The sequence below is a fragment of the Kutzneria buriramensis genome (assembly GCF_003387475.1).
GTDB classification, from domain to species: domain Bacteria; phylum Actinomycetota; class Actinomycetes; order Mycobacteriales; family Pseudonocardiaceae; genus Kutzneria; species Kutzneria buriramensis.
Window position 1 is genome coordinate 207,757 of sequence record NZ_QUNO01000013.1, and the last position, 22,910, is coordinate 230,666.

Consider the following 22,910-nt stretch of genomic DNA (forward strand, 5'->3'; position numbering starts at 1 on the left):
TGTGCCGTGTATCGCTCGATGGAGGACGCGAAGCGTCCCCGCACCGCCCTGGCCGGCCCGTACGGCCACCCCTTCCACCCGATCGCCGTGACGATCCCGATCGGCGCGTGGACGTCCGCGCTGGTGTTCGACGTCGGGGCGCTGTTCGTGCAGCCACCGGACTTCCTGGAGGCCAGCGCGACCTGGCTGATCGCCATCGGCTTCGTCGGCGGCGTGCTGGCGGCCGCGCTGGGGCTGCTGGACTTCCTACGCCTGCACCAGGGCGATCCGGCCTTCCGGGTCGCCGCGATCCACCTGGTGCTCAACGCGCTCGTGCTGGTCTGCTGGGGAGTGAGCTTCTACCTGCGCTACTACGGCGAGTTCGCCGATTCGCGCAGCTGGACCGTGGTGTCGGACGTGGTGCTGCTGGCGATCCTGGGCGTGTCGGGATATCTGGGCGGGATGCTCGCGTACCGGTACGGCGTACGGGTCGCGACGGAGGCCACGCAGCGCGAGGGCTTCGACCCCGCGCAGGACTCGCCGCGTCCCGACCCGCATGGCCGCCAATACAAGACGTGAGGCTCACAGCTGGCGGCGGACGCCCGGCTCGTGCGGCGCCTCGGCGAACTGGTCGTGCGGCTCGTCGGTCAGCGCCTGCCGGGCGGGGCCGCGCCGCAGCGTCAGCCCGCTGCCGCCCCGGAAATCCTCCACCATGAACACGATCCCCGCGTAACAGCCCAGGACCACCAGCAGCAGGGCGGACACGCCGCTGGCGGTGTTCGTCCAGTGCGGCGCGCCGAGCTCGTACACGGCCTGAAACACCGCGCGGATCACCGAGACGGTGAGCACCACCGCCAGCAGCGCCTTGCCGAAGAACGCGCCGACCGTCAGCGGGATCAGCACCACGGCGAACGCCGCGAGGAACATCCCGACGGCGTGGCTGGTCTGCTGGGTCGGATGCAGCGCGTAGAGCACACCGAGCGTCATCCAGGACGTCGAGTACAGGCCGAGGGTCGTCGCGGCGGCGGTGTCGCGCGTCAGGATGGCGAACACGGTGGACATCAGTTCCAGCGGGAACACGAACAGCGCCATGATCGTGCCCACGGTGGTGAGATCGGCGCGGCCGAGCCAGCCCAGCGCGACGCCGGCGACCAGCACCATGCCGATCACGAAGGCGAAGAACCCGAGCGGCAGCGGGCTCGCATAGGGCCGCAGCACCACGCGTGTCCGGGTTTCGCCCCGTCGCGGCGCGTCCGGTGTCGGTCCCGTCATCGTTACCACCTCAGGCAGATCGTTGCTCACGGAGCAGGTCGGCCAGCCCGCCGCGGGCCCGGCCGTGGACGCGGCCACTCGTCCGCACCGGCGCGTCCGGCGTCGTCACGGTTCGGTAGCCGGCGAGTTTGATGCGGTCCCACAGGTGTTGGTCCTCGCCGGTGGACAGCGGCCCGAAGCCGCCGACCGCGCGGTAGACGTCGCCGCGGACGCCGAGGTTCGCGCCGTAGATCCGTTCGCGGCGACTGTGGTCCCGGCCCCAGCCGTCGATCTCCACATCCCCGGCGACCGCGTGCGCGCCCTGGTCGGCGAGGCGGAGGTGGGCGCGGATCCAGTCCCGTGGGACCACGGAGTCGGCATCGGTGTTGAGAATCCAGCACTCCTCGGCCGGATCGGTCAGGAGTCTTCGAACGCCAAGGTCCCTGACCGTGCCGAGTGGACGGTTCGCGTTGCTCACGAGCACCTCCGGCCAGGCGATGTCGGCGGTGTCGTCGCAGCACTGATCCGCCACCACGCACACGCCGGATCTGATCGACGGCGGCAGGGCCCAGATCGCCGCGTGCACGGCCCGCAGGCACTCGCCGACCGTCTCCTCCTCGTCACGGGCCGGCACGACCACTGCCACCGACCGGATCACCGGCGCCTCAACACGTGCAGCAGGAACTCCTCGTCCCGGTGGGTGATCAGGGTCCGCAGCTCCGGTCGGGCGGCGACGAGTTCGTGCGCCTCGGCGGCGTCGCGGGTCGCCTCCGGCGCCCATCGACGCCAGTGCACCAGCACCAGATCGCCGCCGGACTCCAGGCCGGTGATCGCGTTGTCGACGGTCTTGTTCAGGTCCTCGTCGGCCAGGTAGTAGAGGATCTCGCTCAGCACCACCAGATCGGCCGGCTCGTCCGGAAATCCCAATGGCAGCACGGCTTCCGTAACGGTGATGCCGCTCCGACGCGCGGCGCGAACCGCCGCCGGCACCGCGTCGAAGGCGTGCACGCGGTCGGCCCGCGCGGCGAGTTCCGCGGTGAGGGCGCCGAGGCCGCAGGCGGGTTCGACGGCCAGCCGGTAATGCTCACGAGGCAGCGCCGCGAGCAGGATGGCTCGCTTGCGTCGTTCGTACCAGCTGTCCGCGGTGTGCCAGGGATCCTTGGAGACCTCGTACAGTGCCTCGAAGCGGGCCAGCGGGGTGCTCGTCCGGCGCGGTTCGCGGAACAGGACCTCGCTGTCGCGGTGGAAGTGTTCCAGCACATCGGCCGGCAGGATCGGGTCGCAGTCGCCCGGGCCGCGCTCCAGCTGGGACACGAAAGCCCCGATGCCGGCCGCTTTCCGGTGGCGGTGGTTGGCGGTCAGCTCATGACCGTAGGCGTGCCGCCATGGGATCTCCGCGGAGTTCTCGGCGGTCCAGTGCCACATCCAGATCGGGTACGACCAGCAGTGCGCGGTGACCGGCGCGGCCGACAGGACGCAGTGCCCGACGGTGCTGTGATCGGGGTGCGGGTCGCGCGGCCAGGGCAGCAGGCAGCAATCGGCGTCCTCTAGCAGCTCCCGCAGCGCCGCTGTGATGTCGTCGGCGTGCTGGGTGAGTCCCGAGTCCGGCAACCCGAGCCAGTGCACGGCCGTGTCGCCAAGCCCTTGCCGACGCAGGGATTCCGTGAGCTCGTCCCACCGGCGACGACCGAGTTCCGCCCGTTCCCTCTGCCCCAGCTGTGGAAACGCCGCCTCGCCGTCGCTGGCGACGACCAGCTCCACCTGGCATCCGTTGTCGTGCAGCGCTTGCAGGCAGCCGCCGATGCCGAGGGTCTCGTCGTCGGGATGCGCCGCCACGGCCACCGCGCGCCGGTAACCGTCGGTGTCGAAGGCGGGCAGCGCTGCCAGCCGGTCGGCCCAGCGCCGTTCGACCTGGGACGTCACGCCACCACCTCCCGGCCGATGGCGGCGAGGTCCTTCTCGGCGTGGTGCTGGCGCACGTACACCTGGAGGTCGGCCAGCCGCTGGGCGAAGCGCGGGTCCCGGCACATCGGCGTCGGGCCCGTGATCCGCGGCACCCGGTCCAGCACCTCCCACGCCGCCCGCTCCGCCGCCGACCGGCAGATCCAGGCCAGCATGTGGTTGTCCCCCAGCGGATCTTCGTCCACTATGGATGCCGCCTGGTCGAACAGCGCGTCGGTGGCCCGGATCGCCGTGTGCAGCGCGCCGACGTGCGCCAGCTGGTGGTCGTCCGGATCGGACAGTCCGGCCAGCACGTCGTCCAGCACGCCGGCCGCGCCGCCCAGCCAGACCGCCCCGACGCCGATGCCGCCCAACCAGAATCCCGGCCGGTCCAGGTAGAACCCCGGCTCGCCGACGATCATGTCGGGGGTCACCTCGATGTCGCCGAGCAGGATGTCCGGGCTGTCCGAGGCGTCCATGCCCAGCGGCAGCCACGTGCCCGGCACGGTCACCACCCGCTCGTCGGCGAGGTCGACCTCGACCAGCACGCTCCGGCGCTCCTCGTCGAGGGCGGCGATCAGCGCCCGGTCCAGGCGGTGCGCCCCCGAGCAGAACCGCACGGTTCCACTCAGCACGCCGTCGCGCAGCTCCGCTCCCGTGCCACCGGAACGGGCCGCCCACACCCCGTACAGGGCCGTGGAAAACGGCTTCCGACCGGCTTCCCACAGGATCGTGACCGCGTCCGTGTGGCCCTCGGCCAGCCGGGCCAGCGCCAGGTCGCGCCGGCCGAGGCGGGCCAACGCCGCCCACCGCTCCGGCGTCTCGCCGCCGCCGGGCAGCGGCAGGTCCAGATCGCCGACGGCCGCGAGGGTGCGCAGCTCGGTGACGACCGTGTCGACATCTCGGGGCCAGGAGATCCTCGGTGATGGCTGGGCATCGAGCATGGCACCGGATTACCCGTCCCGGCCGCGTCCAATCAGTAGTCCAATCAGTATCCGCTCAGCAGCGCTCGAAGTCGGCCCGGCGCCTGCTGGCCGGCCTGGCTGTGGCAGCGCTGCGCGTCGGCCGGACGTCGGCCCCACAGCAGCAGCGCCGAGCACCCGGCCCAGATCCTCGGCGTTGCCGGCCTGGTGGACCAGGATGTCGCGCACCGTCCAGCCCTCGCACCAGGTGCCGGCGGGCCTGCGCCGTGTGCGCGAAGCTCTCCCACTCCGCAAGCGCGGTGTCGATCCTTGCGGAAACCATCAACTCCTCCTTCCGCGCACCCCCCATTCGACCAGTTTGGGCGGCCGTCCGCGGGGTAGCCGTCCCCACATGACCTCAGCGAAGCAACTGCGAGCGCTGGCATTGGTGTGCACGCTGACGCCCTCGCCGGGCGACTCCAGCAGCGATCTGCTGGCCCAGCAGGTGATGGACCAGTTCGCCGCGAACGACGTCAAGGGCGACATCGTCCAAGTGGTCGACCACAGCGTGAAACCCGGCGTCGCGGTGGACATGGGCGGCGGCGACGCGTGGCCGGGCATCCGGTCCCAGCTGCTGGAGGCCGACATCCTGCTGCTGGCCACGCCGATCTGGCTGGGCCACCCGTCGAGCATCGCCCAGCGTGTGCTGGAGCGACTGGACGGCGAGTTGTCTGAGACCGACGACAACGGCCTGCCGCACATGTACAACAAGGTCGCGACGGTGGCGGTGGTGGGCAACGAGGACGGCGCGCACAAGGTGAGCGCCGACCTGTTCCAGGCGCTGGACGACATCGGCTTCACGATCCCGGCCGGCGGCGCCACCTACTGGGTCGGCGAGGCCATGCACGGCACCGACTTCAAGGACCTGGACGAGGTTCCGGACTCCGTCGCCCAGACCACCAAGCGCCTCGCGACCAACGCCACGCACCTCGCGCGGGCGCTGCAGACCTCCCCCTACCCGGCCTGACCACTGGAGGAAAGACCCATGTCGCTGACCAGGGACATCGCCCGGCCGTCGCTGGTGATGAACGACAATCCGCCGGAGCAGCGGCGCCTGGCCGCCCGGCACATCGCCAGCCGCGCGCGGGACGCGAAGGAGTGCGCCGAGCTGCTGTCCATGCTGGGGCTGAGCCCGGACGACGGCCTCACGCGCGAGGAGTGACAGGACATGCGAGTCGTGGTGGTCGGCGGCTCCGGCAACATCGGGACCGCCCTGCGACATGCCCTCGACAGGACTCCGGACATCGACGTCGTCGGCGTGTCCCGGCGCGCGCCGGACGTGGCGACGCCGTGGCACGAGATCGACATCTCGCTGCCGGCGTCGGACGTGCTGTTGCGGGCCGCGTTCGCCGGCGCCGACGCCGTGGTGCACCTGGGCTGGCTTCTCCAGTCCAGCCACGACGTCGTCAAGCTCGCCCGGACCAATGTGGACGGTAGCCGCCGCGTGTTCGAGGCCGCGGTGGCCGCCGGCGTCTCGCATCTGGTGTACCTGTCGTCCATCGGCGCGTACTCCCCCGGGCCCGAGGACCGCGCCGTCGACGAGACGTGGCCGGTGGACGGCGTGCCGTCGTCGACGTACAGCACGCAGAAGGCCACTGTGGAGCGGATGCTCGACCGTATCGCGGCGGGTGACCCGGAAATGACGGTTACTCGGTTCCGTCCGGGCCTGGTGCTGCAACACGATGCCGCCAGCGAGATCCAGCGGTACTTCATCGGCGGCCTGGCGCCGCACATCGTCTTCGACTGGGCCGCGCGCGGTCGCCTACCGCTGGTGCCGCTGCCCAGCGGCATGCGGCTCCAGTTCGTGCACGCCGACGACGTCGCCGACGCGATCGTGCTGGCGCTACGGGGCGGCGTGGCCGGGCCGATCAACCTGGCCGCCGGACCGGCGCTCACCCCGTACAAACTGGCGCGTCTGCTCGGCGGCCTGCACGTGCCGGTGCCCGCTTCGGCGCTGCGTGCCCTCGCCGCGGCGAGCTGGCGGCTGCGGCTCCAGCCGACCGAGCCGGGCTGGATCGACCTGGCGCTGGCCATCCCCGAGATGAGCACCTCCCGGGCCGCCGACGAACTCGGCTGGGAGCCGAAGCACACCGCGCAGGAGACGATCGTCGCCCTGCTGCGCGGGTTGGCGGAAGGAGCCGGCGCGCCGACTCCCCCGCTCCTGCCCCGCTGATGGCGAGGCGTCAGAAATGCCAGGTGGCACGCTGCAACTCCACGTGGTTGCAGGCCTGCTCGGTGATCTCGTCGGTCGAGCCGCCGAGCCGCCGGCTCAGACAGAGCTGACCGTTGCTCTCGGCGTTCACGAGTTCGAAGGAATCGCCGGGATTGTCGAACCCCTGGAGGATCCAGGTCTGCCCGCCGCCGGGCGGCCCGCACGGCTCCTGCCGGACGAACGACATCGGCACCGGACCGGTCTTCGGATCCGGTGACAGGCAGAGGTTGTCGGCGTTGAGGATCTCGTACGTGCCGAACCGCGTCAGCTCGAACCGCCACTGCTGCGCGGGCGTGCCGTTGCACTTGAAGACCTGCACGAAGGCCCCGGCGCTGTGCGATCCGCCCTGCACGTCGAGGCACGGGAAGCCCTCGTCGGGGTCGTCGATGAAGTTGTCGACGACCCCGGTCAGCCCGGACGGTGGCGGAATCGCCGCCGAGGCCGTGCCCGTGACCCCGGCGGCGAGTCCCACGGCCGCCGGCACAGCGACGGCCAGTCGCATCATTCTCATGCCCCACAACTACGTTGCGGGGTTACTACCTACGGGCGGGGCTCGCCCAGCGTCGGCTCCTTCGGCGGCTGCGGCGCCATGCCGGCCGACGGGTCGTTGGTGACCTCGTACTCGTTTGCCTGCCGCTCGTGCCGCAACTCCCGTACCTGCGCGTCGAAATCGGTGACGACAGCCTCCTCCTTGCGCCTGGTCAGCATGCGCAGCGCGACGGCGTAGGCGGTGCCGACGAGGATCAGCACGAGGCCGATCCGGATCAGGAACACCTGCGTCTGGCTGCCGCCGAAGGGAATCGCCGCGAGCAGCGCGGTCAGGCCCAGCGTCACCAGGTGGAACAGCACCGCGACGAGCGCGGCCACCGATCCGGCCTGGGTGGGCCCGCTCTCCGGGCCGGCGAGGTAGCGCTTCCCGCTGTACGCGAGCAGCCGTCCGACGATGACCACCGCGATCACCGCGACGACGAGGAAGTACATCGTTCCGGCGTCCACAAGACCACCTCTCTCCTGGTTGTCGGAGGAATACCCACCGGACACACCGCCGAAAACGCCTCATCCGAGGGCGACGTGCTCCAGCCGGCGCATCTGTTCGGCCGGCGACGCCCGCTCGGCGGCCTCGGCCCGTACGAACCGGCCGAGGAACTCGACGGCCGCGGCGATGGTGGTCGCGATGTCGGTGAGCAGGTCGTAGAACCCGGGCGTCGCGCGGCGCCGGGCGAAGCCTCACTGGGCCGCCTCCCGCCGGCCGCGGGCCAACTCGGCGTCGAACGACGCTCCGAGCAGCACCGCGAGGTTGCTGATCCACAGCCACACGAGGAACACGATGATGCCGGCCAGCGAGCCGTAGGTCTTGTTGTACGAGGCGAAGTTGGCCACGTAGATGCCGAAGCCCAGCGACGCCACCAGCCACAGCACCACGGCCAGCACGCTGCCGGCGGTGATCCAGAGGAACCGGGGCTTGGGCTCGTGCACGTTCGGCGCGGCCCAGTACAGCAGGCAGATCGCCAGGCTGACCAGGATGATGATCACCGGCCACTTGGCGATGCCCCAGATCAGCAGCCCGGTGGTCCCGATGCCGACCCACTGGCCGACCTGGTCGGCGATCGGCCCGGACACCGCCAGCCCGAGCGCGCTGGCCGCGAGCATCAGCATCATCGCCACGGTCAGCCCGATCTGGAGCGGGATCGTCTTCCACAGTGGACGGTCCTCGGTCACGCCGTAGAGGGCGTTGTTGGCGCGCATGAAGCCGCCGAGGTAGCCGGTGGCCGCCCACAACGCGCCGAGCAGACCGATGATCGCCAGCGGCCCGGCGGCGGTGTGCGCGTTCTCGATCGCGCCGACCAGCAGGTCGCGGCCCTGCCCGATCTGGACGGAGTTGATGCTGTCCGTCAGCATGCGCGTGGCGTCGGGGCCGAGCAGGCCGACGATCGCCGTGAGCACGATCAGGCCGGGAAACACCGACAGCACCGCGTAGTAGGTCAGCGACGCCGCCCAGTCCATGATCCCGTTCTCCGGCACGGCCTTGACCGTGCGTTTCAGGGCCGCCCACCATACGTGGCCAGGCAGGTCGGCGGGCGTCGCATGGGCGTGCGCGGTAGTCGCCATGATCCCGGATTCCCCGGGCGCGACCGGTGAAACTACAGGCGCTTGAGCCTCAGCTCGGCATCGCGCAGCGCCTTGCCCCGCCGCTCTGCCTCCCGTTTCGCCTGCTTGACGTCCTCGGCGACGGCATCGCGATCACCGCGTGCCTCGGCCAGCTCCGTCTGCAGCAACTCCACCCGTTCGGTCCACATGCGCAGGCCGTCCTCGGCCTCGGACAGCGCCCGATGGGCCTCGGCCTCCGCCGCCGTGGCCTCGTCGACCGCCGCCTGCGCCTTCTTCCGCGCCTCGTCCCGCTTGAGGTCGCGCTTCGGCTCGGGCTTCGGTTCCGGCTTCGAGGCGCGCTTCGGCTTCGGCGTCGGCATCGGGGCCGACAGGTCGAAGCCCCAGCCGCCACCCTCCGGCGCCGTCACCAGCCGGCCGGCGAGCAGGTCGTCGGGCGCGTCCACCGCCGCCGTCTCCAGCAGCTCCCGCAGGCCGGCCGCGGCATCGCCGTCGACGAGTTCGTCGAGGGCCTCCGCGCGTCGACGAGACAGTCTGCGCAGCTCCTGGCCGTCCAGGGCCTGCTGGGCGGCGCGCAGGTCCTCGCCGATCTTCACCAGCGCGCCGACGTCTTCGGCCCGCTTGCGGGCAAGCTGATTGGCCTCCCAGGCCGCGACGGTGGGCTTGCGCAGTTTGCGGATCCGGTCGGCCAGCGTCGGCTCGGCCTTGGCCAGCTTGTCGCGTTCCGCGATGAACTGGTCCCGGGGCATCCCGTAGAGCAGGTCGACCGCGCCGTCGAAGTCCACGGCAGAGGGTAACCCGCCCGGCGATTGCCCGCAGCGTCCCCTGCCGTGCCCGCCGTCACGCCGCGGCCCAAGCCGGGTCATCCACTCGATCGAGGCCGCCCTGGCCCACGCTGACGCTCCGGTCCGCGGACCGCGCTGCAAGGCGTGCTCAACGGCTGCTGATGACTCGCGAGGCCGGCTCCCGCCCGGAGCCGGCCTTCGCCGGCGGATAGGGTGATCAGGTGGCGACGATCTACGACCTGGCGCCGGCCGGGCTCATCGTTCGTGAGACGACGTGACCGTCCGAATCCCGCTGGCCCTCGCCACAGTCGTCGCCTTGTTGCTGCTCGTCCAGTCCGACGCCCTGCCCGCGCTGCTCGGCAAGCCCCTCGCCGCCGGCGGATCCAACTACGACTTCTACAGCCTGGACGGCTGTGATCGTGAGCAGTACGGCGTCATCGGCAGCTTCTCCAAGGGCCGCAGCACCATCGAGTCTCAGTTGGCCGCCATGTACGCCAACGGCCAGCGGCGGCTGCGGATCGGCATCTTCCACCAGCATGCGCCCGATTCCGGCGCCACCATGGATTCCAGCACCGGCGACCTCTCCCCGGCCAACCGTTCCCAGCTCAGCGGGCTACTCGCCGCCGTGAAGGCCGCCGGTTTCGTCGAGATCGAGGTCGCCTTCTTTCCCATCGGCTCCGACGACCCCCACGGCTGGGACGACTGGCAGGAGAGCTCCTACGAGGAGGACTGGTCCGTCATCCAGAACCTGCGCCCCCTCATCGCCGCCGCCGGCATTCCCTACCGGATCGACCTTCTCAACGAGGGCATCCCCACTCCCTCGGAACCCGTCCTGCTGCGCTACTCCCACACCCTCTGGGCCGCCTACACACAGGCTTTCGGCGCCACCGACTCCGTCGGCTTCTCCATGACCGTCCCCCTCGCCGACCGCGTTCCCCAGCTCCCGGCCGTCTACGGGCCCCATCCCCCCGCCGTCTTCGACGTGCACCTCTACAGCAGCCTTTGGCACGGCGACGAATACCAGCAGTTCCTCGACGCCGACGCCGCCATGACCCAGCTCGGCTACCACCAGCCCTGGATCATCGGCGAGACCTGGTTCGACGACCCCGACGCCGCCACCGGCATCGACCTCGCCATAGCCCGCACCGCCCGCCCCGTCCGCTACCTCACCCAGTGGCCCCTCACCCGCGCCGCCACCTGCCCCGACGTCGACGTCCCCGCGCCCATCGCCTTCCAGCACTACAAGTCCTAGCCGGCCAGAGCCGTCCGGAGTCATCGGTGTCGCGCACGCTGTGGGCCCTCGGTGGCCCCCCTCGTCGCCAACACGCCGACATGGCGACCTGGCCGCCATCGAGCGGGAGCTGTCCGACCTGGCGACCACCCGTGCCGGCCGGTGCCGGTCTGCGTTTGGTACGAAAGTGGCCTCGACCGTGGTGACCACCGGTGACGGACCGGTCGAATCGGCGCATGACGCGTTCATCACTGAGAGCCGTGCTCGTAGCCGCCGCGCTGGTCACGGGTTCCACCATCGGTGGGCACTCCGTCGCCGTCGCCGCAACCGGGCAGGACACGATGCTGGTGTCCAACGCCAGCCACAAGTTCGTCACCGCCGAGGTCGGCCGCAGCGGCGACGCATTCGGCACGTCCCGCGCCCGCGCCGACGCACCCGGACCGTACGAGCATTTCACGCTCGTGCCGACCGGCAACCCCAACTCGTTCTACCTGTGGTCCAACCAGGCCAAGAACTACGTCTCCGCCGAGTTCGCGCGAACCGGCGACCAACGCGGCGTCCTACGAGCTCGGCAGACCCCGACCGCACCCGGTCCGTGGGAGACGTTCTACTACCTGCCCAACTCCGACGGAACCACCAGCATCGCCGTCTACGACTCGTCCGGCACCCGGTGGTACGTATCCGCCGAGAACGGGTGGACCGGCGACGACTACGGCACCCTGCGCGCCCGCAGCACATCCCCCGGCCCATGGGAGAAGTTCGTCTTCACCAGCAGGTACGTCTCCGGCTACGACGACTTCCCCACCCTGTGGCGCAACAGCAAGCTCGACCAGTTCTACGTCGATCCGTGGGGCTGGAACCGCGAATGCGTCGTGTTCGCGGCGTGGAAGATCTACGAGAACAGCGGCGGCACGCAGCAGCCGAACGGGCAGAACGCGCCCAACGACTGGGCGAGCCACTCCATCGACGTCAACAACAACTGGGGCTTCGCCAAGGACTGGTACGCGTACGCGGTCAACCACAAGGTCCGGAACGACGACTCGCCGACGGTCGGCTCGATCGCCCAGTGGGTCAGCAACCAGGGCTGGTTCGCGGCGCACGGACACGTCGCCGTGGTGACCGCGGTCTTCCCCGACGGCTCGATCCTGGTGTCGGGCTACAACGGGCACGCCGAGGGCGAGTACCGCACGTGGTACTTCCCGCACCACCAGACGATCACCGACTCGTACGACGGCAAGAATCTCCCGATCGTGTGGCCCGAGCACTTCCTCCACATCAACGGGCTCTAGCGCGGCTGGCCGTGGGCCTCGACGCCCGCGGCCATCAGCCGGCCGGCAGGTCCGACAGTGCCGCCAGCGCCCGCAGAGCAGCCGCCTGAAAGCTGTTGTCCCGGAGCTCTCCGAAGGCATCGACGGCAACGGTGAGTTCCCGGACGGCGTCCTCCTGCCGGCCGGCCGCGGTCAGCACCCGTCCAAGCACGAGCCGGGCGTTGGCGACGCCCCAGCTGTCGTCCTGCTCACGGAAGGATTCCATCGCGCAGCGGCACCGGTCGGCCGCCTCGGCCAGGTCGCCGCGGGCCAGCAGCACGTCGGCCTGCGCGCAGAGGGTCATCGCCCGCGAGCGGACCGCGCCGAGCTCGGCGAACTCGGCCATGGCCTGCTCGAACGCGGCCTCGGCCGCGGCCGATTCGCCCAGAGCACTCAACGCCTCTCCGAGATGCCGCCGGGCCGTCGCCGACGACCAGCGCTCATCCAGCTCTTCGTTGAGCCGGATGGCCTCGGTGAACAGGGACACGGCCTCCCTGTGCTCGCCGGTGTCGCCGAGCACGCAGCCCAGGCGGTCCAGGGCGCCGGCCTCTTCGTCGACGGAACCGATTCGGCGCGCCAACCGGACCGCCGCCCGGCCGTGGCTGATAGCCGCCGTGGCATCGCCGACCGACCGCAGCGCGATGCAGAGACCGTTCAGCGCGATCACCTGGTGCAGACCGTCGTCGACCCGTACGGCCAGCTCGTGCGCGCAGCGGTTGATCTCCTGCCATTCGTCCCAGCGGCACCGCAGATCCCAGTACCACGGCAGCGCCACCAGCAACGGGAACACCAGGTCCGTCAAGCCCAGTTCGGCGGCGCGCCGGACCGCCGCCGGCAGGCACCGGTGCTCCGCGTCCAACCACCGTACTGCCTGATCCCGCCCGGTGAACGGGGTGCCGGGCCGGGGCACCGCGTAGCCGGACGGGTCGAGCGCGGCGCCGGCGTCGAAGGCCGTGCCGAGCAACCCGCCGAGCACCGCCCGCTCGGCGGACGTCCGGTCCTCCGGACGATCGTCGTGCCCGAGGCGGTCCTCCGCGAACAACCTGAGCAGATCATGCATCCGGTACCGGTGCGCGCGGTCGGACACCTGGACCATGCCCCGCCGAAGCAGCTCCTCCAGTGCTGCGTCCACGCTGTCGCCGGGCACCGCCCAGGCCGCCGTCCGCACGCCGAAGTCGGGACCGGGCAGCAGGGGCACCCGGCGGAACATCGTCCGCGCGGACACGGACATCGCGCGATAGCTCAACTCGAAGACCGTGTCCACGCCTCGGTCCCCGATCCTCAGCCGGCCCAGGCGCCTGGTCCGGTCGGCCAGGTCGTCTGCCCAGTCCCGGATGGCGCTCTGTGGCCACGTGGCGACGCTCGCCGCGGCCAGTCGCGTCGCCAGCGGAAGATAGCCACAGCACGCGACGACCTGCCGGCTCTCGTGCAACTCCGCGGCGACGCGATCAGGCCCGGCGACCCGCCGGAACAGCTCGAGCGCCGCGTCCGGAGCGAAGACGTCGAGCCGAACGTGACGCACGCCGTCCAGCGCGGCCAGCGGTCCGCGCGAGGTGATGAGCACCAGTGTCGTGTCGTCGCCCGGCAGGGCGGCACGCACCTGGGCCTCGTCCGAGGCATCGTCCAGCACGATCAGCACGCGCCGGTTGGACAGGGTCGACCGCAGCAGCGCCGCCCTGCTGTCCAGGTCGCCGGGCAGCTCCTGACCTGGAAACCCCATGGCGCCAAGCAGTCGCGCGACCACCGCTCCTGGCGCGACCGGCTCCGGACCGGCGCCGTGCAGTTCGAGGAACACCTGGCCGTCCGGATAGTCGGCACGCATGCGGTGGGCGATCCGCAGCGCGAAGCTCGACTTCCCGACACCGGGTTGACCGGAAATCACCACGACCCTCGGTCCCGCCGGCCGCCGCACCCATGCCAGCACCTCGATCAACTCGTCGTCTCGGTCCACGAAGTCGACGAGGTCCGCTGGCAGCTGCGCGACGGCCTCGCCTCGACATGGATCGATGGCGAGGCCATCGGCGCGAGCCGTCAGCACGGCCTGCCAGAGCCGGGTCAGGTCACCGGCGTTCTCGGGAGCCACCCTGTGGTACAGGGCGAGCAGGTCGGCCGGAATCAGTCGCCGGCCGTGCTCGAAGTCCACCAACGTGCTGTGCCCGACACTGCCGAGCCGACGGGCCATGCCGCGCAGAGACAGACCCCGCTCGATCCTGATCCGTTTCAGCCGCGCCCCCAGGGCACCCAACGCAGCCGTTTCCGCTGGCCGCTGGGCCTCCCCCGCCACGTCCCCTCCCCGTTCACCGACCGTAGTCGACGGTACACAGGACGGTCCCCCGGCGCACTCCCCTTCGCGGACGAGCCCAGCAGCCGGTCGGCGCATTCGCGTCGTCCGGCGACTGACCGGCTCTCACTCCACACGTACCTCCATCTCCGCGGCCGCGGCGGCCAGGATCTTGGCAGCCTGGTGGGGGTACCGACGCCGGCTGCTGCCGGTCCTCGTGGCCGAGGCCGCCGTGTTCGCCGTGATCACGCTGGTAGTCACGACGGTGACGGCGTTCGTGGCGTTCTTCCTCGGCCAGCACCTGCAGAGCTTGCACCACATCGAGACCACCATCGGGGCCTGCCGACCGAGTGGGCGACGAACATCGACCCCTGTCTGCCCGGCGCCGCCGAGACGCCTGACTGCACGCGGCAGAGAAAGGGGCGCTGCGCCGTCGACACGACGGCGCAGCGCCTGCGTTCACTTGGCGGCCTGCACGAACTTGTCCGTGTAGGTCTTGCTCAGGTCGATCGACTTGCCCTTGACGTCCGGATTGAACGCCTGCAACACCTTCAGGTTGGTGCTCGGACCGTTGGGCGGCATGATCCCGGTCGGGTTGTAGATGCCCTTCTCGCTGTCGAACGCCTTGACGTACGCGTCCTTTCCGGAGCCGGCGTAGTAGTCCGCCGGCATCTGAGCGGCCACGTCGGCGCCGGTGTGGTCCTGGATCCACTTGAGCGTCTTGACGTAGGCGTTGACCAGCTTCTGCACGATGTCCGGGTGCTTGGTGACGTAGTCGGTGGTCATGTACAGCGAGGTCGCCGGATACTCGCCGCCGAGCTGCTTGGCGGTGCCGGCGGCGGTGCGCATGTCGAGCAGGACGTAGGCGTCACCGGTGGCCAGCAGCGTGGAGACCGTCGGCTCGGTGGTCATGGCGCAGTCCACGTTGCCGTGCTGCATGGCGCCGATCAGCGTGGCGCCGGACTGGACACCGACGCGGTGTGTGCTGGCCGGGTCGACGCCGTTCTTCTGCGCCAGGAACTGCGTCAGGAAGTCAGTCGACGAGCCGACGTCGGTGATGCCGAGGTTGTGGCCCTTCCAGTCCGCCGGCGAGTGGATCTGGTCCTTGACCTCGTTGCGGCACAGCTCGACCTCGCCAGGCGTGGTCAGCATGGACACCACCGATTCCAGCTGCTGCCCGAGGCCCTGCATGGCGATCGTGTGGTCGTAGAAGCCGCCCACGCCGTCCACCTTGCCGGCGACCATGTCGGTGGTGGCGTCGACGCCGGCGCCCTCGTCCTGGAGCGTGACGTCGAGGCCCTGGTCCTTGTAGTAGCCCAGCCGCTGGGCGAGCATGAAGGGCAGGTAGATCTGCTTGTTCAGACCACCGACCATGATCGACACCTTGTCGCCCGGACCGCCGGACGACGAGCCACCGCTCGCGGTCTGCGACGCGTTGTTCGCGCACCCGGCCAGCACCAGCGCGGCGGCCGCAAGCCCGACCCACGACTTCTTCAACACAGCGATCTCCTTTGACGGCGGGACAGCGTTAACAGGTCGGGTGCTCACAGGTCGGGGCCGGCCAGCTGGGCCGGACGCCAGCGCAACAGCCGGTTCTCCAGTCGGGTGATGAGCCACTCGGCGGCCAGCGCGACGACGGCCATGATCACCATCGCCGCCCAGACGCCGTTGGCGTCGAACGTGCCCTCGGCCTGTTTGATCAGGACCCCGAGGCCCGAGGTGGCGCCGAGGAACTCGCCGACGATCGCGCCGATCAGCGCGAAGCCGAAGCTGACGTGCAGGCTGGCGATGATCCAGGTGAACGCCGAGGGCAGCACCACCTGGCTGGTCACCTGCCAGCGCGACGCGCCGAGGATGCCGGCGTTGGCGATGAAGTTGCGGTCCACCTCGCGGGTGCCCTGGAAGGCGTTGAAGAACACGCCGAAGAACACCAGCACGATCACCAGCAGGATCTTGGACTCGATACCGAGGCCGAAGGCCAGCACGAACACCGCGCCGAGCACGATGCGCGGGATGGCGTTGAGCACCTTGATGAACGGGCCGAACACCTCGGACAGAAACCGCACCCGCCCCAGCGCCACACCGCACACGATGCCCAGCGCGGTGCCGATCGCGAACCCGATCAGCGCCTCTTCCAGGGTCGTCGCGATCTGGTCGCCCAGCGAGCCGATCGCGGTGCCCTCGGTGACCCACGTCGTCAGCCGGCCCAGGATGCCCGAGGGCACGCCGTAGAGGATCACGCTGCGCGGGTTGTCCTGGACGGTCAGCTGCCAGCCGCCGAGCACGACCACCAGCACGGCCAACTGCGTCAGGTGCACCAGAACCCGATGCCGACGCGCGGCCCGGCGGTGCGCCGACTCCACCGCAGTCACCTCAACCTGTGCCTCCTGCGCGGTCATCACGACGCCCTCCGGTCGTCGTCCAGCCGGGTGCTCTGCGAGTAGGCGATGTCCACCTCAGTGCGCAGGGCGTCCCAGATCTGGTGGTAGATGTCCAGGAACCGCGGATCGAACCGGATCTCCTGGACGACCCGGGGCCGGGGCAGGTCCACCCGGAACCGGGCCTTGATCGTGGCGGCCGGCCCGGCGGTCAGCACGACCACCGTGTCGGCCAGCGCGATGGCCTCCTCCAGGTCGTGCGTGACGAACACGACCGCCGGCCGGGTCAGATCCCACAGGGCCAGCAGCTCGTCGGACATCTTGGCCCTGGTCTGCACGTCCAGCGCGGAGAACGGCTCGTCCATGAGGATGACCCGCGGCTCGTTGATCAGGTTCTGGGCCAGCGCGACGCGCTTGCGCATGCCGCCGGAGAGCTGGTGCGGGAAGCGGTCCTCGAACCCGGCCAGGCCCACCCGCCTGATCCAGTCGCGAGCCGACTCCAACGCCTCTTTCTTCGGCACGCCGCGAAACCGCGGGCCGGCGGAGACATTGTCCACAACGGACTTCCACGGCAGGATCGCGTCGGTCTGGAACATGAAACCGACCCCCGGCGTGATGCCGTCCACCGGTCGGCCGTGCACGGCCACCGACCCAGCCGACGGCCGCTCCAGACCCGACACCAGGGTCAGCGTCGTCGACTTGCCGCAGCCGGTCGGCCCGACGACCGCGCAGAACTCCCCCTCGTCCACGGTGAGGTCGAGGTCGCGCAGCGCCGTGTACGGGGCGCCGCTGTCGGTGGTGAACCGCTTGGTCACCCGCCGAAGCTCGATGGCGGGCGGTGATTTCTCTGCGCGCACGGTAGGATTCCCTCCGTCACTGCCGGCGTGTTTCGTTCTGGTTGCCGCAGGACGGTAGGCAGGCCGGAGGCGGGCCGACATATTGAGCTCGATACCCGTCGAGGAGTGCTTTTCGAGGGGTTTTGCTCATTCCGTTCAGTCGCGATTGCCGCAAAACGGACCGATGGCTTGGCATCGGTGTTTCAGCGTGATGTCATGCGCCAACGCCCCGACGAGACGTGGCAGATCGGAGTGGCCATGTGGCGTACCCGTCCGCTGGCGACCCAGATCTTGCTCTGTGTGCTGGCGATCCTGCTGGTGACGAGCGCGGCCGGCGCCGTGCTCTACGCCAACCTCACCGACAAGACCCTCGACGGTGAGTACAAGCAGCGCGCCACTGACATCGCGTACACGGTCGCGCAGATCCCTGCGATCGCCGACGCCCTGGCTCACAAAGATCCCGACCACCGCATTCAGGCGCTGGCCGAACAGGTCCGCAAGAACACCAGCGCCAGCTACGTCGTGGTGGCCGACCGGGACGGCGTGCGGTACTCGCATCCCACACTGTCGCTGATCGGCCAGCGCCTCGAGGAACCCGTTGTCGCGCTGGACGGAAACGTCCACACCGGAATCGACCCCGGCAGCCTCGGCAACTCCGCCAACGCCAAGGTGCCGCTGCGCGCGTCGGACGGCGCGATCATCGGCGAGGTTTCCGTCGGCATCCCGGAGGAGCGGGTCAGCAGCCAGATCAGCACCCAGATCATGGACATCGCGCTGTACTCGCTGCTCGCGCTGGGCATCGGCGTGCTGGCCTCCTGGTTGCTCGCCCGCGCCCTCAAACGCGTGACATTCGGGCTGGAGCTGTCCGAGATCGCCACGCTGTTGCAGGAACGGGAGGCGATGCTGCACGGCATCAGGGAAGGCGTCGTCGGCATCGACGCCAAGGGCTGCGTCAACGTGATCAACGACGAGGCCCGCCGGCTGCTGGGCATCCGCCGTGCCGGCACTGGCCGCCCGGTCTCGGAGTTGCTGCCGGCGGGCCGGCTGCGGGATCTGCTCGCGGACGGCCCGCTGGGCAGCGACGAGGTCGTGGTGACCGACGATTTCCTGTTGGTGGTCAACAGAATGCCGGTTGTCCTGGCCGGCCGCCCGGGCGGGCACGTGGTGACCCTGCGGGACCGCACCGAGCTGGAGGGCCTGATGCGGGAACTGCATGCGCTGACCGGACTCACCAACGCCCTTCGCGCCCAGGAACACGAATTCACCAACCGGCTGCACGTGCTGTCGGGCCTGCTCGGACTGGGCGAGATCGACGAGGCCGCCCGCTACCTCGCCGAAGTCGCCGGCGGCGCGACGGCACAGGCGGGCGACATCCAGGCCCGGATCGCGCCGGCCGAGCTCGCCGCACTTCTGGTGGCGAAGGTGACCACGGCCGCCGAGTCCGGCGTGCGGCTGATCCTCGACCCGGAATCGGAGCTGGACCGCCCGTACGGGGAGACCGGGCCGCTGCTCACCGTGCTGGGCAACCTCATCGACAACGCCGTGGACGCGGCGGCCGGTGCGGCACAACCCGGCACGGTGACCGTTCGGATCACCGACATCGACGACGTGGCCCACGTGGTCGTCAGCGACACCGGCCCGGGCATCTCCCAACCCGACATCGAGAAGATCTTCCTCGACGGCTACTCGACCAAGTCGACGCGGGACGGCATGCGTCGTGGGCTGGGACTGGCCCTGGTACGTCGGCTGGTGGTGCGGGCGGGCGGCACGATCGACGTCACGCCCGGACCCGGCGCGCGGTTCGACATCAGACTTCCATTGCACACGAACGAACTGGAGGCCGCGAAATGATCAGGACGCTCGTCGTCGACGACGACTATCGAGTGGCCCGAATCCACGCCGCCAGCGTCGAACGCATCCCCGGCTTCACCTGCGTCGGCGAGGCGCACACCGTGGCCGAGGCCAGACGGGCGGTCGAGGAAACCGGACCGGACCTGCTCCTCCTCGACTTCTACCTGCCCGACGGCGACGGCCTCTCCCTCCTGCGGGATCTGAACTCCGCCGACGGCACCGCGCCGGACTGCATCGTCATCACGGCCGCGCGAGACCTCGCAACCGTGCGGTCCGCCATGCATCTGGGCGCGGCCTACTACCTGGTCAAGCCATTCGGGCTGACGCAGCTGCGTCGCCAACTCGACGCCTACCGGCTCTGGCGGACGCAGACCAGCGGGGCCGGGGAAGCCGACCAGGACACCGTGGACGCTCTCTACACGCTGCTGCGAGGCGCGGCCTCGCCACCATCTTCCGACAGCATGATGCCCCCGACGATGCGCAAGATCCTCGACGCCGTGCGAGTGTCCGCCGAGCCGGTCGGGGCGTGCACCCTCGCCGACCGGCTCGGCGTGAGCCGGCCGACGGCGCAGCGGTACCTGAGCGAGCTGCACCGTCGCGGCGCCGTCCAGCTGCACCTCGAGTACGGCCGCGCCGGACGCCCTGTCCACCGCTACGCCGCTAGCTGAAGCTCGCCGGTGGCAATCCGACACCATGCGTCGACGTCACCGCCCGGCACCGTGACGTCGACTCGGAAACGGGGCTTGCCATCGGCCGCGGTGATCTGCGCACCTTCCGGAAGCTGGTTCAGGTAGACCCACACCTGCGCTCGGAAGAAGTCGTTGTCTGGAGCGCCTTCCCACTTCGGCAGGGCGCTGGCGAGGGTGGCCTGGAACAGTGGCGGCGCCGTCGTTTCCCCACTTCGAAGGGTTCCACGACCGGCGCCGATCACAGGCCGCTCAGAACCCGGGGAACACCCGCCGCAGGTCGTCCAAGGTCGTGTCGCCGTCGACGGTGGCACCGGCCAGGTGCGGCTCCTTGAGCCGCCCGCTCACGAGCCGCACGAAGGCGCCGGCGGAACCGTGGAACGTCGCGGACGGGGACTCCGGCCGGGCGACGAGGCTCACCGTGTCGGCGATCACCAGTCCGGCCTCCGGCACCGCGACCGTGACCGGCCCGGACGCCTCGGCCGGCTTCGCCTGGAAGCCCAGCATGAAGCCGAGCGGCCCGGCGTACAGGTCCAGCAGGACCGCGGCCGAGCCCGCGTCGACCTCGGCGTCCGGGTCGACACCGACCCGGACGTCCCACGAGTGGTTGGCCACCTCGCTGAGCCTCATGCCCAGCGCGGTCACCAGCGGCACCGGCTCGGGCAGGAATCCCAGATCGACGGTCAGCGAGGAACGCTGCTCGGGCGTCAGCGCCTCGACGAGCTCGAGCCAGCGGGTGTTGTGTTCGACGAAGCCCGCGGCCTGGTCGGCCGGGGCGGCGGCGTCCCAGCGAGCCCAGATCGTCTGGTTGTCCTCGGCCTGAACCTGTTCGCCGGCAGCCCGGGCGATCGGCGCCCGCCCGATCTCGGCACCACTGCCCAGGTGCGAGTAGACCTGCGCAATCGTCCACTGGTCCGCGCCGCTGCGCGCGGACAGCCCTTCGCCGTCGCCGATGCTCCCGAGCAGCGCCACCAGGGCGTCGTGCTCGGCACGCAGGGCCGTGACCGTACGGTCCACGAGTTCGCTCATGCCTGCCGCAACCACCTCGCCGCCGAGTATGTTCCGACGGGGCGCCGAACCGCCCCTACCTGCATGTTCGTTCGTCCGACACGGCTCGGCGACGCCGTCGCCGTCCTCACGGGCGAACGCGGATGACCGTCTTCCCCTTGACCCGCTCGGTCGGGTTGAGGGCGGCGACGGCATCGTCCAGGGTCGCGGTGGTGCCGATGTTCGTCCGCAGTCGTCCGTCCCGCACCCACTGGACGATCTCACTCAGTTGGGCGCGGTCGGGCACGACGACGAAGTCGACCGCGAGGCCGTCGGCGGGCCGAGCCTCGGGCGGCCCGGTGACGGTCACCAGTGTTCCTCCGGCTCGGATCAGGCCCGCGGACCACTTCTGGATTTCTCCGCCGAGGACGTCGAACACCAGATCGACGCCTCCGACCTCGTCCAACGAGTCGCTCTGAAGGTCGATGAACTCGTGCGCGCCGAAATCGAGCGCGATCTGCCGACCGGCGGCACGTCCGGTGCCGATGACGTGCGCGCCGGCCTCACGGGCGAGCTGGGCTGCCATTGATCCGACTGCGCCAGCCGCACCATGCACCAGGACGCTCTGCCCCGCCTGGAGGCGGCCGTGTTCGAACAGACCCTGCCACGCCGTCAAGCCCGACATCACGAGGCCGGCGCCCACCGTGAAGTCGACGTCACCCGGCAGCGGCGCGAGGTTGCGCGCCTCGACGACCGTGTACTCCGCCAGCGTGCCGTCGCGAGTCCAGTCCGTGAGGCCGAACACCCGCTGACCCACCGACAGCCCCGTCGTGCCATAGCTGAGCGCGGTGACGACTCCCGCCAACTCGTGCCCGGGAATCGACGGCGTCCGATCACGGCCGAGGCGGTCTGTCCAGGTCGAGGGCCATTCCAGCTCATTCCCGGTGAATCCCGACGCGTGAACCTCTACGACGACATCGCCGTAGCTTGCGCCCGAGAGGCCGGCGAGCCTGGCCGCATCCGGGTCCGGCCGCTCCGACAGCGTCATCCCGGCTGTCCCGGCGTCCCGGTCCGTCACCACGATCGCCTTCATGTGGATCCCTCGCTGTATCGGTCCGCGCCTGCCCGGCTCTCGAGTCCGGCTCATTTTCCGTGCTGGCTCGACCAGCTGGCCATACCTCGTTGTTCGCGGAGTCCTTATGGACGAACGCGGATGACCGTCTTTCCCTTGACCCGCTCGGTCGGGTTGAAGGCGGCGACGGCATCGTCCAGGGTCGCGGTGGTGCCGATGAGTGTCCGCAGTCGTCCGTCCCGCACCCGCTGGGCGATCTCACTCAGTTGGGCGCGGTCGGCCTCGACGACGAAGTCGATCGCCAAGCCGTCGGCGGGCCGAGCCTCCGGCGGGCCGGCGATGGTCACCAGTGTTCCTCCGGCTCGGATCAGGCCCGCGGACCGTTTCAGGATCTCTCCGCCGAAAATGTCGAACACCAGATCGACGCCGCCGACCTCGTCCAACGAGTCGCTCTGAAGGTCGACGAACTCGTGCGCGCCGAAATCGAGCGCGGTCTGCCGGTCGGCGGCACGTCCGGTGCCGATGACGTGCGCGCCGGCCTCGCGGGCGAGCTGCGTCACCACTGAACCGACTCCACCGGCAGCGCCGTGCACCAGGACGCTCTGCCCCGCCTGGACACGGCCGTGCACGAACAATCCCTGCCACGCGGTCAGGCCCGAGATCGGAAGGCTGGCGCCCACCGTGAAGTCGACGTCACCCGGCAGCGGCGCGAGGTTGCGCGCCTCGACGGCCACGTACTCGGCAAGGGTGCCGTCGCGGGTCCAGTCCGTGAGGCCGAACACCCGCTGCCCCACCGACAAGCCGGTTGTCCCATAGCCGAGAGCGCTGACCACTCCGGCCAGCTCGTGCCCGGGAATCGACGGCGTCCGGTCACGGCCGAGACGATCGACCCAGGTCGGGTCCCACTCCAGCTCGCCGGTCGTGAACCCGGACGCATGAACCTCAACCAGCACATCGTTCCCCGCAGCCGCGGGCCGGGGACGTTCCGCCAGCGTCATCCCGGCCAGTCCCGCGGCCTGATCCGTCACCACGATCGCCTTCATCC

The 22,910-nt window shown here is 70.3% G+C and carries 26 protein-coding genes; 8 read left to right on the forward strand and 18 right to left on the reverse strand.

Annotated elements, in window-relative coordinates; all coding sequences use genetic code 11:
• The first annotated feature begins 6 nt into the window (after window positions 1–6).
• Window positions 7–558, forward strand: coding sequence for a DUF2231 domain-containing protein (locus tag BCF44_RS34675; RefSeq protein ID WP_246015916.1), 552 nt, complete (start codon window positions 7–9; stop codon window positions 556–558).
• A gap of 3 nt (window positions 559–561) precedes the next feature.
• Here BCF44_RS34675 and BCF44_RS34680 read toward each other — a convergent pair whose 3' ends face one another.
• Genes BCF44_RS34680 through BCF44_RS59325 form a run of 5 tightly spaced genes read right to left on the reverse strand, consistent with a single transcriptional unit; the run spans window position 562 to window position 4,388 of the window.
• Complete coding sequence (locus BCF44_RS34680; protein WP_116178828.1) at window positions 562–1,251, reverse strand: acetate uptake transporter family protein; 690 nt, start codon at window positions 1,249–1,251, stop codon at window positions 562–564.
• A 10-nt stretch (window positions 1,252–1,261) separates the two neighbouring features.
• On the reverse strand, window positions 1,262–1,888 hold the full coding sequence (locus BCF44_RS34685; RefSeq protein WP_116178666.1) for a glycosyltransferase family 2 protein: 627 nt from the start codon (window positions 1,886–1,888) through the stop codon (window positions 1,262–1,264).
• Window positions 1,885–3,153: a bifunctional PIG-L family deacetylase/class I SAM-dependent methyltransferase gene (locus tag BCF44_RS34690; protein WP_116178667.1), complete on the reverse strand. Its 1,269-nt coding sequence runs from the start codon at window positions 3,151–3,153 to the stop codon at window positions 1,885–1,887. Before BCF44_RS34690 ends, BCF44_RS34685 begins: the two co-directional genes overlap by 4 nt.
• Window positions 3,150–4,115, reverse strand: coding sequence for an acyl-CoA dehydrogenase family protein (locus BCF44_RS34695; protein WP_116178668.1), 966 nt, complete (start codon window positions 4,113–4,115; stop codon window positions 3,150–3,152). Before BCF44_RS34695 ends, BCF44_RS34690 begins: the two co-directional genes overlap by 4 nt.
• 9 nt (window positions 4,116–4,124) lie before the next feature.
• A complete protein-coding gene (locus BCF44_RS59325; RefSeq protein WP_379801622.1) occupies window positions 4,125–4,388 on the reverse strand; it encodes a maleylpyruvate isomerase N-terminal domain-containing protein in 264 nt (87 codons plus the stop codon).
• A gap of 97 nt (window positions 4,389–4,485) precedes the next feature.
• Between BCF44_RS59325 and BCF44_RS34705 the strand changes: the two genes are divergently transcribed.
• Genes BCF44_RS34705 through BCF44_RS34710 form a run of 3 tightly spaced genes read left to right on the forward strand, consistent with a single transcriptional unit; the run spans window position 4,486 to window position 6,306 of the window.
• A complete protein-coding gene (locus BCF44_RS34705; RefSeq protein WP_170217901.1) occupies window positions 4,486–5,100 on the forward strand; it encodes a flavodoxin family protein in 615 nt (204 codons plus the stop codon).
• An 18-nt stretch (window positions 5,101–5,118) separates the two neighbouring features.
• Window positions 5,119–5,295 carry a hypothetical protein gene (locus BCF44_RS55885; RefSeq protein WP_170217902.1) on the forward strand — a complete coding sequence of 59 codons (177 nt, stop codon included), beginning with the start codon at window positions 5,119–5,121 and terminating at the stop codon, window positions 5,293–5,295.
• A gap of 6 nt (window positions 5,296–5,301) precedes the next feature.
• The gene (locus BCF44_RS34710) at window positions 5,302–6,306 is read left to right on the forward strand and encodes an NAD-dependent epimerase/dehydratase family protein (RefSeq protein ID WP_116178670.1); all 1,005 of its coding nucleotides are present in this window, start codon (window positions 5,302–5,304) and stop codon (window positions 6,304–6,306) included.
• Window positions 6,307–6,316: 10 nt separating this feature from the next.
• Here BCF44_RS34710 and BCF44_RS34715 read toward each other — a convergent pair whose 3' ends face one another.
• From BCF44_RS34715 to BCF44_RS34730, 4 genes are all read right to left on the reverse strand, one after another.
• Window positions 6,317–6,856, reverse strand: coding sequence for an RICIN domain-containing protein (locus BCF44_RS34715; RefSeq protein ID WP_116178671.1), 540 nt, complete (start codon window positions 6,854–6,856; stop codon window positions 6,317–6,319).
• 29 nt (window positions 6,857–6,885) lie between these two features.
• Window positions 6,886–7,341, reverse strand: a complete 456-nt coding sequence (locus BCF44_RS34720; protein ID WP_147328738.1) for a hypothetical protein — start codon at window positions 7,339–7,341, stop codon at window positions 6,886–6,888.
• Between the two features lie 231 nt (window positions 7,342–7,572).
• Complete coding sequence (locus BCF44_RS34725) at window positions 7,573–8,454, reverse strand: YihY/virulence factor BrkB family protein (protein ID WP_116178673.1); 882 nt, start codon at window positions 8,452–8,454, stop codon at window positions 7,573–7,575.
• A gap of 32 nt (window positions 8,455–8,486) precedes the next feature.
• Window positions 8,487–9,236, reverse strand: coding sequence for a hypothetical protein (locus tag BCF44_RS34730; protein WP_116178674.1), 750 nt, complete (start codon window positions 9,234–9,236; stop codon window positions 8,487–8,489).
• Window positions 9,237–9,510: 274 nt separating this feature from the next.
• Here BCF44_RS34730 and BCF44_RS34735 point away from each other — a divergent pair, with 274 nt between their 5' ends.
• Both BCF44_RS34735 and BCF44_RS34740 read left to right on the forward strand, forming a co-directional pair.
• On the forward strand, window positions 9,511–10,488 hold the full coding sequence (locus tag BCF44_RS34735; protein WP_116178675.1) for a hypothetical protein: 978 nt from the start codon (window positions 9,511–9,513) through the stop codon (window positions 10,486–10,488).
• Between the two features lie 215 nt (window positions 10,489–10,703).
• Window positions 10,704–11,756 carry a CHAP domain-containing protein gene (locus BCF44_RS34740; protein WP_116178676.1) on the forward strand — a complete coding sequence of 351 codons (1,053 nt, stop codon included), beginning with the start codon at window positions 10,704–10,706 and terminating at the stop codon, window positions 11,754–11,756.
• Between the two features lie 34 nt (window positions 11,757–11,790).
• Here the strand turns inward: BCF44_RS34740 and BCF44_RS34745 are convergent, their stop codons facing one another.
• From BCF44_RS34745 to BCF44_RS34765, 5 genes are all read right to left on the reverse strand, one after another.
• Window positions 11,791–14,058, reverse strand: a complete 2,268-nt coding sequence (locus BCF44_RS34745; protein ID WP_170217903.1) for an ATP-binding protein — start codon at window positions 14,056–14,058, stop codon at window positions 11,791–11,793.
• A 123-nt stretch (window positions 14,059–14,181) separates the two neighbouring features.
• On the reverse strand, window positions 14,182–14,316 hold the full coding sequence (locus tag BCF44_RS58685; protein WP_281283171.1) for a hypothetical protein: 135 nt from the start codon (window positions 14,314–14,316) through the stop codon (window positions 14,182–14,184).
• A gap of 198 nt (window positions 14,317–14,514) precedes the next feature.
• The gene (locus tag BCF44_RS34755) at window positions 14,515–15,555 is read right to left on the reverse strand and encodes an ABC transporter substrate-binding protein (RefSeq protein ID WP_211353342.1); all 1,041 of its coding nucleotides are present in this window, start codon (window positions 15,553–15,555) and stop codon (window positions 14,515–14,517) included.
• Window positions 15,556–15,599: 44 nt separating this feature from the next.
• Window positions 15,600–16,454, reverse strand: a complete 855-nt coding sequence (locus tag BCF44_RS34760) for an ABC transporter permease (RefSeq protein WP_116178679.1) — start codon at window positions 16,452–16,454, stop codon at window positions 15,600–15,602.
• Window positions 16,454–17,248 carry an ABC transporter ATP-binding protein gene (locus BCF44_RS34765; protein ID WP_246015918.1) on the reverse strand — a complete coding sequence of 265 codons (795 nt, stop codon included), beginning with the start codon at window positions 17,246–17,248 and terminating at the stop codon, window positions 16,454–16,456. Before BCF44_RS34765 ends, BCF44_RS34760 begins: the two co-directional genes overlap by 1 nt.
• Window positions 17,249–17,485: 237 nt before the next feature.
• Here BCF44_RS34765 and BCF44_RS34770 point away from each other — a divergent pair, with 237 nt between their 5' ends.
• Both BCF44_RS34770 and BCF44_RS34775 read left to right on the forward strand, forming a co-directional pair.
• Window positions 17,486–19,120: an ATP-binding protein gene (locus tag BCF44_RS34770; RefSeq protein WP_246015920.1), complete on the forward strand. Its 1,635-nt coding sequence runs from the start codon at window positions 17,486–17,488 to the stop codon at window positions 19,118–19,120.
• Window positions 19,117–19,788, forward strand: a complete 672-nt coding sequence (locus BCF44_RS34775; protein WP_116178681.1) for a response regulator — start codon at window positions 19,117–19,119, stop codon at window positions 19,786–19,788. Before BCF44_RS34770 ends, BCF44_RS34775 begins: the two co-directional genes overlap by 4 nt.
• Here the strand turns inward: BCF44_RS34775 and BCF44_RS56895 are convergent.
• The 4 genes from BCF44_RS56895 to BCF44_RS34795 form a co-directional block, all read right to left on the reverse strand.
• Window positions 19,773–20,051 (reverse strand): hypothetical protein, encoded by a 279-nt coding sequence (locus BCF44_RS56895; protein ID WP_211353343.1) that lies wholly within the window; start codon window positions 20,049–20,051, stop codon window positions 19,773–19,775. The two genes, BCF44_RS34775 and BCF44_RS56895, sit on opposite strands and share 16 nt — an antisense overlap.
• Before the next feature lie 7 nt (window positions 20,052–20,058).
• Window positions 20,059–20,835, reverse strand: coding sequence for a maleylpyruvate isomerase family mycothiol-dependent enzyme (locus BCF44_RS34785; RefSeq protein WP_116178682.1), 777 nt, complete (start codon window positions 20,833–20,835; stop codon window positions 20,059–20,061).
• A gap of 106 nt (window positions 20,836–20,941) precedes the next feature.
• Window positions 20,942–21,886 (reverse strand): NADP-dependent oxidoreductase, encoded by a 945-nt coding sequence (locus BCF44_RS34790; RefSeq protein ID WP_116178683.1) that lies wholly within the window; start codon window positions 21,884–21,886, stop codon window positions 20,942–20,944.
• A 104-nt stretch (window positions 21,887–21,990) separates the two neighbouring features.
• Window positions 21,991–22,908, reverse strand: coding sequence for an NADP-dependent oxidoreductase (locus tag BCF44_RS34795; protein ID WP_116178684.1), 918 nt, complete (start codon window positions 22,906–22,908; stop codon window positions 21,991–21,993).
• Window positions 22,909–22,910: the final 2 nt, after the last annotated feature.

Coding starts and splice junctions, on each gene's coding strand:
- BCF44_RS34680 (WP_116178828.1), bottom strand. CDS start 1,251: ATGACGGGACCGACACCGGACGCGCCGCGACGGGGCGAAACCCGGACA.
- BCF44_RS34695 (WP_116178668.1), bottom strand. CDS start 4,115: ATGCTCGATGCCCAGCCATCACCGAGGATCTCCTGGCCCCGAGATGTC.
- BCF44_RS34705 (WP_170217901.1), top strand. CDS start 4,486: ATGACCTCAGCGAAGCAACTGCGAGCGCTGGCATTGGTGTGCACGCTG.
- BCF44_RS55885 (WP_170217902.1), top strand. CDS start 5,119: ATGTCGCTGACCAGGGACATCGCCCGGCCGTCGCTGGTGATGAACGAC.
- BCF44_RS34710 (WP_116178670.1), top strand. CDS start 5,302: ATGCGAGTCGTGGTGGTCGGCGGCTCCGGCAACATCGGGACCGCCCTG.
- BCF44_RS34715 (WP_116178671.1), bottom strand. CDS start 6,856: ATGAGAATGATGCGACTGGCCGTCGCTGTGCCGGCGGCCGTGGGACTC.
- BCF44_RS34725 (WP_116178673.1), bottom strand. CDS start 8,454: ATGGCGACTACCGCGCACGCCCATGCGACGCCCGCCGACCTGCCTGGC.
- BCF44_RS34740 (WP_116178676.1), top strand. CDS start 10,704: ATGACGCGTTCATCACTGAGAGCCGTGCTCGTAGCCGCCGCGCTGGTC.
- BCF44_RS34760 (WP_116178679.1), bottom strand. CDS start 16,454: ATGACCGCGCAGGAGGCACAGGTTGAGGTGACTGCGGTGGAGTCGGCG.
- BCF44_RS34770 (WP_246015920.1), top strand. CDS start 17,486: ATGCGCCAACGCCCCGACGAGACGTGGCAGATCGGAGTGGCCATGTGG.
- BCF44_RS34775 (WP_116178681.1), top strand. CDS start 19,117: ATGATCAGGACGCTCGTCGTCGACGACGACTATCGAGTGGCCCGAATC.
- BCF44_RS34785 (WP_116178682.1), bottom strand. CDS start 20,835: ATGAGCGAACTCGTGGACCGTACGGTCACGGCCCTGCGTGCCGAGCAC.
- BCF44_RS34790 (WP_116178683.1), bottom strand. CDS start 21,886: ATGAAGGCGATCGTGGTGACGGACCGGGACGCCGGGACAGCCGGGATG.
- BCF44_RS34795 (WP_116178684.1), bottom strand. CDS start 22,908: ATGAAGGCGATCGTGGTGACGGATCAGGCCGCGGGACTGGCCGGGATG.